The 8935-nt window shown below is 43.4% G+C and carries 9 protein-coding genes, 1 tRNA gene and 1 pseudogene; 5 read left to right on the forward strand and 6 right to left on the reverse strand.

What is annotated here, in order from left to right:
• The 5 genes from LC574_RS13370 to LC574_RS13390 all read right to left on the reverse strand — a co-directional run.
• Positions 1-367 (reverse strand): Sua5/YciO/YrdC/YwlC family protein (locus tag LC574_RS13370; protein WP_229453976.1); only part of this gene is annotated, 367 nt, incomplete at its 3' end.
• A gap of 94 nt (positions 368-461) precedes the next feature.
• On the reverse strand, positions 462-1349 hold the full coding sequence (gene prmC, locus LC574_RS13375) for a peptide chain release factor N(5)-glutamine methyltransferase (RefSeq protein ID WP_229453977.1): 888 nt from the start codon (positions 1347-1349) through the stop codon (positions 462-464).
• A 25-nt stretch (positions 1350-1374) separates the two neighbouring features.
• Positions 1375-2190, reverse strand: a complete 816-nt coding sequence (locus tag LC574_RS13380; RefSeq protein WP_229453978.1) for a Tic22 family protein — start codon at positions 2188-2190, stop codon at positions 1375-1377.
• 598 nt (positions 2191-2788) lie between these two features.
• Positions 2789-2862 (reverse strand) — tRNA-Pro (locus LC574_RS13385).
• Between the two features lie 300 nt (positions 2863-3162).
• The gene (locus tag LC574_RS13390; protein WP_229453979.1) at positions 3163-3714 is read right to left on the reverse strand and encodes a GNAT family N-acetyltransferase; all 552 of its coding nucleotides are present in this window, start codon (positions 3712-3714) and stop codon (positions 3163-3165) included.
• Between the two features lie 609 nt (positions 3715-4323).
• Here LC574_RS13390 and LC574_RS13395 point away from each other — a divergent pair.
• Entirely contained in the window at positions 4324-5043 is a 720-nt protein-coding gene (locus LC574_RS13395; RefSeq protein ID WP_100899857.1) for a hypothetical protein, read from the forward strand.
• Positions 5044-5186: 143 nt separating this feature from the next.
• Positions 5187-6104 (forward strand): alpha/beta fold hydrolase, encoded by a 918-nt coding sequence (locus LC574_RS13400; RefSeq protein WP_229453980.1) that lies wholly within the window; start codon positions 5187-5189, stop codon positions 6102-6104.
• A 91-nt stretch (positions 6105-6195) separates the two neighbouring features.
• Here LC574_RS13400 and tsaD read toward each other — a convergent pair whose 3' ends face one another.
• Positions 6196-7245 (reverse strand): tRNA (adenosine(37)-N6)-threonylcarbamoyltransferase complex transferase subunit TsaD, encoded by a 1050-nt coding sequence (gene tsaD / locus LC574_RS13405; protein ID WP_229453981.1) that lies wholly within the window; start codon positions 7243-7245, stop codon positions 6196-6198.
• A gap of 529 nt (positions 7246-7774) precedes the next feature.
• Between tsaD and LC574_RS13410 the strand changes: the two genes are divergently transcribed.
• The 3 genes and pseudogenes from LC574_RS13410 to LC574_RS13420 all read left to right on the forward strand — a co-directional run.
• Positions 7775-8272, forward strand: a complete 498-nt coding sequence (locus LC574_RS13410) for a Photosystem I reaction center subunit III (RefSeq protein ID WP_229453982.1) — start codon at positions 7775-7777, stop codon at positions 8270-8272.
• 39 nt (positions 8273-8311) lie between these two features.
• On the forward strand, positions 8312-8446 hold the full coding sequence (locus LC574_RS13415; RefSeq protein ID WP_196523099.1) for a Photosystem I reaction center subunit IX: 135 nt from the start codon (positions 8312-8314) through the stop codon (positions 8444-8446).
• A 381-nt stretch (positions 8447-8827) separates the two neighbouring features.
• A pseudogene (locus tag LC574_RS13420) lies at positions 8828-8935 on the forward strand (photosystem I reaction center protein subunit XI); the annotation flags it as partial.

Below are 8935 nucleotides of genomic sequence, written 5' to 3' on the forward strand. Positions count from 1 at the left end.
GCGGGGTCGTGGCGAGTTCGGCGATCAGCCGCTCGGCGGGGGCCTGCCAACGGTCGCGGTCGGCCTGGACATAGGCGGTGGCCAGGGTCGCGGCATAGGCATTGTGATCGTTGGACCAGACGCGGAAGCCCTGAAGTTCTTGCCAAACTTTATACTCATTCTCATCACCTTTAACATACAGCCACAAATCTTCAGCACTAGCAGCCATCAAAATCAAAGGTTTGTCTTGACTGCGTTGCTTCGCTGCAAAAATTAATGCTGCTTTTTCTGGTATAGCTGCAAGCGCAGGAACAGTATCCGTGGGAAAACTCACCAAAAGCCCAGCGCGTGCGCCAGCTATGAGATTTGTTAAAGAAACTTGTGTCATGTTTACAAAGTTAGGAGTAGAGACGCGATTAATCGCGTCTACAGGAGTTAGGAGTGAGGAATTGTCATAACTTATAACTCATAACTCATCACTCCTAACTTTTATAAGCCAGAGCAAAGCGTTCAATTCCAGCTAAATCAGCGTGAATTTGAATTTTACAATAGCTACCTTGATTTTGTAAAAGTTCTCGCACTGCATCCGCCTGCCCTGCCATCATCTCAATTAACCACACGCCACCAGGTTGCAAATAACTAGGGGAGATTTCTATCAAATGGCGAATGCAATCTAAGCCATCAGTGCCACCATCCAAAGCTAGATGTGGTTCATGGTTAACTACTTCTGGTTGCAGGGTAGGTAAGGTACTGGTGGGTATGTAAGGGGGGTTCGACACCATACCACTGAACTGACCTTTTAAGAATGTCAGTGGCTCCCACCAGGAACCTTGATAAAATTTAATCCGGTCACCAAAACCTAAATTACGGGCGTTGGTTTGGGCGATCGCTAAAGCTTCCAAACTGTAATCAACAGCATGAATTGTTGCTTTTTGCAATACATCTGCTAGTCCCAGTGCGATCGCTCCACTCCCAGTGCCTAAATCAGCCCAGTGTCCTGAAGCATTACTGGCAGATGCTAAAGCTAAATCAATTAAGAATTCTGTCTCTGGTCTGGGAATCAAAACCGCACTTGACACTGCAATTTGAAAGTTACGCCAAGGTGTAACTCCGGCAATATACTGGACTGGTAAGCGGTCATTTAATCGCCTCTGCCACAAACGATCTAACTCTTCTAGAGGCAATTGCAGCTGAATTTGGGACCAGTTTTTAAAAGACTCCAAACGCAGTGTCAAACGGTCTAACCCAGCAACTTCTAAGAGCAGCCAATCTACCTCGGCTGGTGGGACATCAGTGGCGATCGCTGCTTGGTGAGCAGTATTGCGCCACTGCCATAGTTGTAAACCAGATATCAGATATTTTTCCCCCATGCCTCAACCTTGGAGTGCATAAGCGTTATTTTTTCGGAGCGGGTGCAGCAGGCTTGGCAGCTGGAGATTGATTCGGTGCAAGCGAGCGAATAAAATTGATCGACTCCCGCGATGGATAGAGAACAATTTTATTTATACTAGGGTCGGTACTGCTATTGAGAGCCTCCATAACACCGTACAAATCCACCACCTGAATTTCAGTGTTGGCTGCTTCCTTTGGCACAGCTTTTTTGAATTCGTCTAACAGAGCGGCTGCTTGCTCTTTCTCAAAAAAGAAAGGGATTAATCGCTCTTTGCCGTTGGGGACGGGAATCGTCAAATAGCTATTATCTTTCTTAAATTTGGGTACAAATAAGGGAATACCATTAAATTGCTCCCCTTTTTTACCATTTTCATTCAGCATACTTATTGCCGAAGCTACCTGCTGTTGCGTTGGAACTAAAGTATAAATTACAGAGTCTGATTTCTTTTTGCTTTCTTGGACTATTTTATAGTAGTCTGCCAAGGACAAAGGTCTTACCTGTAGTGTGCTTGCCAACTGGGGGTTTTCTTTTTTGAGCCGATTGTCAAGGAATTTTTGAGCATCTTGCTTGCTAATAAAAAATCCCACTTGAGAGATTGGCTTAGATTCGTTGTTCCTTGAAAGAACTACAAATTCGCCTTTAGGATTGGTGAGCGTGAATACAGGTACTTCTTGGAGCTTTTTCACTACCTGATCTTGTGGTAATGCGATCGCCTCTTGATTGCCTATTCCTGGTAGATTGCCTATTCCTGAAAGCCCTGTTAAAAATACAGTGCCAGCTATACCCAATGTTGCGCCCAAGCGAATAAATGATTTCATGATTGCTCCTCGCATGAATAGTCCAATTAATTAAACAAATGGTTGGATGTTGCACAGCACCAACTAGCTTTAGTTATATAGCAATCTATTTCAATTGTAAAAAATTCATTGTGCGCGTTGAGGTTAAGCGTTAACCGTCAACGGTCAAAATCCAATATTCCGCAACTATTTAGGCTTGCTATAGTAGCGTTTTGAAAAATCGACTGTGCTAAAGTTGTGTTTTTCTCGATTTCGTTTTGTTATTGACAACGAAATCCTGTAGATGCTTATTAGATGTCTTCTCAAACAGTCAAAAGTCTCTCTGTCTCTCAAACTTGGAGCTGATAAATGCCATTTTATCTGGCTTTCTCTAATATCGGTTGACGCTATTACTTAATCAATCGTTCCATCGTGTTTGCTTTAATATCTTCTCAAATCTATACAAAGCTTAGTGCCAGGAATATCTTACTGCTTAAAAGGGAAATTTGCCTGTTAGGCTTCAACACTATAACAGGCAATTTGTTTTTATCGGTAAAAATTTACAATTTAATTGCACATCTTATAAAGAAAGCTTGAGTCAATGTGCCTTAACTGTTAAGCATATTAATTATTTAAAAAATCGGGATGACAGGATTTGAACCTGCGGCATCCTGCTCCCAAAGCAGGCGCGCTACCAAGCTGCGCTACATCCCGTTTCGACTTATCTGCTTCTTGTGGTTTGGTTTCTTATCCCATCAAAGCGATCGCGCTTTACCAAAAGCATTAAGGTAACTATATCACATCAGACCGCTTATGCCTAATCTTTTTTATCCTTTGCCAAAGACAAGATAGATTACATTTTTACACTGATAAAGGTTTTTTGCCGACTTAGTTTTACAAGATATATACTTGCGGCTTCGTCGGCTCAAAAAAAGCAAAACCATATCAAAATAATAGATTTTCACTATTTTACCTGATTTTCTTGTGTAAATCGGGTTTGATTTTGATTAAGCGCTAGTGAGGATACCAGAACATGCCTTTAATGCCTTCCGGATCAGCCATAAACCCCATAGTTCGGTAGAAATCTACAACATGGGGGTCGGCGAAGAGAGTGACATTACTAATTTCTTCACTCCTAAGTTTTTTGAGAACGTATTTCATCAGTGCCTTACCCAGCCCTTGACTTTGAAAGTCTGGGTGAACCACGACATCCCAAATAGTTGCATTAAACGCGTGATCTGAGGTAGCACGGGCAAAACCAATGAGCCGCTTTTGGTTTCCTCTCACCTGCCACATTGAGGCGACAAGAAAACTATGCTCAATAGCTTTTTTCACTTTTCTTAGAGGACGACGCGACCAACCAACTGCATCACAGAGTTCTTCTAGCTCATACAGGTCAATGTCTCGCTCCGTACTGAAGACGATGCGAGTCTCCTTTAAAGAAGCTTCGCTAAGGCTGCTGGGGTTGGAGTTGCCCGCAGCATCGGCTCTATATTCTTCAAAAGGGTTTGTCCTACTAGGCGCTACAGATTCAGGAGTACTAAACCAAGTTTTCCAAAAACCCATGCCAACGTGGTTCGGGTAGTATAACTGAATTGGTTTCCACTCTCAGGAGTGTTGATTCACGTCTAACATAGCTACCCCATTTACTACCTTTTACACTTAAATTTTTTCGGTTGTTGTCGGGATTTGCAATGGTAACAGCCAGTTAGGGCGTGTTTCACACCAATCATTTTCAACTTTAGCATTTTGTTGTAAAGGCTAGGAGAAATTCACCAAAAGGGTAAGGATATAAACAATTCAAAATTCAAAACTTGTACTGAGCGTAGCCGAAGTATTCAAAACAGGACTTACGCAAACAATAGCCGAAACCCTTATTTTCACGTAGGGGCAATTCATGAATTGCCCCAAAGTGCGTGTACTTTTGCGTAAGTCCTACAAAATTCAAAATGAAAAAACCTAATCCTGGCAATTGCTCGTATAGAGCTTAAATGCACGTTAGCTTAGGAGTGTATTGTATACAAGGGATTGGGCATGAGGCATGGGACATTGGACATTGGGTATTGAGAACACTCTTCTCTTGTCCCCCTTGTCCTCCTTGTCCCCAGTCCCCAGTCCCCAGCCCCTAACACCCACCCCCCAGATGATGAAAGCAAGCGAGTCTTACCCTTAACAATGGCTTCTGGTTTAAAATCTTCGACACTAGAACTCCTAAAACGCTTTAACCGAGCGTTTCCCCAGTTTTATGAACAATTTGTCAGCAGTGAGATTCAACTGCAAAATTTGCGGCTAGCCTACCGTCTCTATAAAACTAGACGCGCTGTTATTGAGCTAAAACCTGAAGGTAGCAAAAGTGCCCTGCATTTTGCTTACCGCAACCAGTCTTTTCTTCTCAGCGATATTTTTGGTGTACTAGCAGCTTATGGGTTGACTATTCACGGTCTGAGTCTATACGGTCAGATCCGTCCACCAATGTTAGTTTTTATCAAACTGTTGGTATCTCGTGGTAGTAAAGCCTTGACCGAAAAAACCGCAGAAAATGTCTGTCGTGCTATTCGTGAAGCTTTAGGAGGTCGGTTTGAGGTAGAAGAGATGCTGGCAGTAGAATTCAATCTTGACACTGGCTTAGAGCAGGTACAAACTGAGTTCTATGTCGATCCGGTCTTTCATCTCCCTGCTCTAATGATTGAAGCCGATAATCAACCAGGATTATTCTACAAAGTGATGTATGCCATCTGGCAGGAAGACCTGCTGGTAGTCAATGCAAATTTACTGGTTTGGCGCGGACGTACACGGCTAATTCTCTACTTGTTGGGGCCGAATGAAAGTCTTATTCCTGAATATCTAGGTCACAAAATTGCTGAAGGGGTGCGACAGAGATTGCTGGATAAATGAAAAAAGTTATGAGTTATGAGTTATGAGTTAAAAATTAACGACTCTTCACTCCTCACTCCTGTACAGACGCGATTAATCGCGTCTCTCCTAACTCTTCGCACTCCGTATTTAGTCGCACCCACCCTTAGGGGTACGATATAAGTATGGCAACTATCGAAATCTTGGGCGTTCCACACGCATACGAGCTAACGGCTCCCACTTCCTGCCCCCATGCTTTAGTATTTATCCACGGTTGGCTCAATAGCCGTGGATATTGGCAACCTGTAATTTCCCGTTTATCAGATGATTTGCAGTGCCTTTCCTATGATTTGCGGGGTTTTGGTGAATCCCAGTCTCAGGTAAAAACCGATTTTAGTCGGGCAGAAACGTCTTTGAGCCTGACGCCCATTTCCAGTAGTGCGCTTGGCTCAACAATCGATTCTCTTTATACTCCTGCTGCGTATGCTCAGGATTTAGCAATTCTCCTGAAACAGCTGAATATTAACAGTGCTTGGCTCATTGGTCACTCCTTGGGAGGCACGATCGCTCTTTGGGGAGCAGATCAAATACCTGAGTGTGTTAAGGGAGTCATCTGTATCAACGCTGGCGGTGGCATTTACCTCAAAGAAGCCTTTGAGCAGTTTCGCTCGGCGGGTCAGAAATTTTTGCAAGTCCGCCCGCGCTGGCTATCCCAAGTACCTTTAATTGATTTGCTGTTTACCAGAGCCAGTGTCGCTCGTCCTTTGGGACGCTATTGGGCACGTCAACGGGTAATAGATTTTGTTGTGGCTGACCCAGAAGCGGCTCTGGGAACTCTGTTAGACTCCACAACCGAAGAAGAAATCAATCGTTTACCTGAACTAGTATCCCAATTGAAGCAACCAGTTTATTTTTTGGCTGGTGCCGAAGATAAGGTTATGGAACCCAAATATGTGCGCCATTTAGCTAGCTTTCACAGACTGTTCCAATATTGTGGTGATAATGTTCTGGAAATTCCTAATTGCGGACACCTGGCTATGTTAGAACAGCCGGATGCAGTGGCTGATCACATTCGGTCAATAGTCAATAGTTATAGGGCATAGGGCATAGGGCATAGGGCATTGGGTATTGGAGCAAACAGAAAGTTTTTCTCTCCTGACCAATGACAAATGACAAATGACTAATGACAAATGACTACTCAACAGGTTGATACAACTTCATCACCTGGGTAAGGGCTAACCTAGACTCAACGCCTAGTGTGAGGGGAGATGTATGACTACGAGATAGATGTTCGGCGGCGGCACAGCCGATCATGGCGGCATTATCGGTACAGAATTTTAGAGGTGGGAATAGGACGCGTAGGTTATGTTCAACGGCGGCGGCTTGGAGGTTTTTTCTCAAGCCGCTATTCGCTGCTACACCGCCACCAATTGCAATTGTGTCTAGACCATAGTCTAGGGCACAGGCGATCGCTCTTTTAGTTAGCGATCGCGCGACGGTTTCCTGAAAGCTAGCTGCTACATCTGCCACGGGTACTTGTCCACCATCTTTTTCTAACTGCTGCACTAAACGCAATACAGCCGTTTTTAACCCACTAAAACTCGCATCATAACGATGGAATCCCCCACCAGGTAAAGAAACTTTTCCTTCTGGTAGAGCAAAGGCTTGGGGATTTCCCTGTTGTGCCAACTTGTCAATTATTGGGCCACCCGGATAACCCAGCTTTAACAATCGCGCCACTTTATCAAAGGCTTCCCCCGCAGCATCATCACGAGTTTGTCCCAGAGTTTCGTAACTACCACAATCCTTGACATAAATCAAGCTTGTATGTCCGCCAGAAACTAATAAACTCAAGAAAGGGGGATTTAAACTTGGTTCGCTCAAATAAGTTGCGTAAATGTGACCTTCGAGGTGATGAACTCCCAAAAATGGTTTGTTATGTACCATAGCTAGGGTTTTGGCCGCAGTTAACCCCACTAACAGCGCTCCTACGAGTCCAGGGGCAGAAGTGGCGGCAATTGCGTCAATTTTCTCCCAGTTTAGTTGGGCTTGCTCTAAGGCTTGAGCGATCGCAACATTTATCGTTTCCAAGTGTTTACGAGACGCTACTTCTGGCACTACCCCGCCATACTGCTGATGGACTAGAATTTGCGAGGCGACAATACTGCTGCAAACTTTACGATTGTTAACAATTGCGACTGCTGTTTCATCACAACTGGTTTCTATTGCTAAAACGGTTGTCATTGAGGGTGGGGAGTAGGGAGTGGGTAGAGACGCGATTAATCGCGTCTGTACGGAGTAGGGAGTTTCAAGTTATGAGTTTTGAGTTTTGAGTAGAACAAACAAAATCTTGCTTGTTTACTACCGTAAAATAAAACTTATTATACTCAGTACTTTATAACTACCCTACTACAATCAATTATTATGAACCTATCCCACTAATAAGATTTGTGCTAAAAAGCTTAAGCTGATTGAGAACTAAAAACGAAAAATCAAGGTTTTCCAGCACATTTTACGAAAAGAAGTAGGGATTTTTAGAATAGTGGGATAGGTTCATCCTCAGCACTCCCCATTCTCCATTCCCCACTCCCCACTCCCCACTCCCCACTCCCCACTCATCTTGGTTGAGAAGCTTTAACTTTTATTTACTTAAACTTTACTCGGTTCCCACCCAAGAGTATGATGACTTCCTAGTTATGCAAATAAACAACTGTACAAGCCGCTTCGTTTTGTACATAAAACTTTTTGTTTTGTAGTAAAAGGAAACAACTCTATGCGACGATTGTTTGCTTTGATTTTAGCGATTTGTCTTTGGTTCAATTTTGCCTCCCCAGCAAAAGCTTTAGGGGCTAATTTGACACCGTGCAAGGACAATCCCGCTTTTCAACAGCTAGCAGCTAATGCCCGTAACACCACTGCTGACCCCGAATCCGGGATAAAGCGATTTGAGCGTTATTCTCAAGAACTGTGTGGTCCTGAGGGTTACCCCCACTTGATTGTTGATGGTAGTTTAAATCATGCTGGTGACTTTTTGATTCCCAGTATTCTGTTTCTCTATATTGCTGGTTGGATTGGTTGGGTAGGTCGTGCCTACCTACAAGCGATCAAGAAACAAGGTAGCAATGTGGAATTGAAAGAAGTAATCATTGAAGTTCCTTTGGCACTGCCAATTATGCTCTCAGGCTTTACTTGGCCCCTAGCAGCCATAAAAGAATTTCTGTCTGGTGAATTAACAGCTAAAGATACAGAAATCCCCATTTCGCCACGCTAACCCTTCTGACAACTTTTGATTTATTTGGGAGAATGATTCATGCAGCAAAATTATTTCGTGAAATATCTATCCTTGGGACCAGTTTTGCTTTTTGTCAATTTGTCTTTAACAGCCGTTTTGTTGATTTTATTCAACTATTGGTTTCCTGACCTACTTTTCCACCCACTACCATAAGTTGAAGAGAGGATTTAAAAATTTTGTTAGCTGTTAGTTGACAATTAACTAGTAACTAGTTACTACTAGGACTTACGCAAAAACCCTCTCAAACTCTCATTCCTCCGTGACCTCTGCGTCGCGCCAGTTGCTTGGCTGTCGGGGAACCCGCCCAACGCACTGGCTTCTCTGTGGTTCGTTTTCCGTTACCTGTGCGTAAGTCCTAACTACTAACAAAATAGTTCTTTGAAACTCGTGATGCTGGGAACAGCTTACGAGTTTCATACTTTTGAAAGCAGCTAAATTAACTTTTCTAAACTTCCCAGTCAAAAAGCATCTTTAGCCTCAATTATTATTAATATAAAAATGCCACCATTTTAAATTTAGAGGCGAACATAAAATATGGCACAAGCAGTAGATGCATCAAAAAATCTCCCTAGCGATCCGAGAAATCGTGAAGTTGTTTTTCCCGCATTTCGCGATCCACAGCTGGGTAATCTAGAAACCCCA

Source organism: Nostoc sp. CHAB 5715, from assembly GCF_020829685.1.
Lineage (GTDB): Bacteria > Cyanobacteriota > Cyanobacteriia > Cyanobacteriales > Nostocaceae > Nostoc.

What these genes read in the sequence shown, in the direction of transcription:
- prmC (WP_229453977.1), bottom strand. Translation starts at nt 1,349, where the DNA reads ATGGGGGAAAAATATCTGATATCTGGTTTACAACTATGGCAGTGGCGC.
- LC574_RS13380 (WP_229453978.1), bottom strand. Translation starts at nt 2,190, where the DNA reads ATGAAATCATTTATTCGCTTGGGCGCAACATTGGGTATAGCTGGCACT.
- LC574_RS13390 (WP_229453979.1), bottom strand. Translation starts at nt 3,714, where the DNA reads ATGGGTTTTTGGAAAACTTGGTTTAGTACTCCTGAATCTGTAGCGCCT.
- LC574_RS13395 (WP_100899857.1), top strand. Translation starts at nt 4,324, where the DNA reads ATGGCTTCTGGTTTAAAATCTTCGACACTAGAACTCCTAAAACGCTTT.
- LC574_RS13400 (WP_229453980.1), top strand. Translation starts at nt 5,187, where the DNA reads ATGGCAACTATCGAAATCTTGGGCGTTCCACACGCATACGAGCTAACG.
- tsaD (WP_229453981.1), bottom strand. Translation starts at nt 7,245, where the DNA reads ATGACAACCGTTTTAGCAATAGAAACCAGTTGTGATGAAACAGCAGTC.
- LC574_RS13410 (WP_229453982.1), top strand. Translation starts at nt 7,775, where the DNA reads ATGCGACGATTGTTTGCTTTGATTTTAGCGATTTGTCTTTGGTTCAAT.
- LC574_RS13415 (WP_196523099.1), top strand. Translation starts at nt 8,312, where the DNA reads ATGCAGCAAAATTATTTCGTGAAATATCTATCCTTGGGACCAGTTTTG.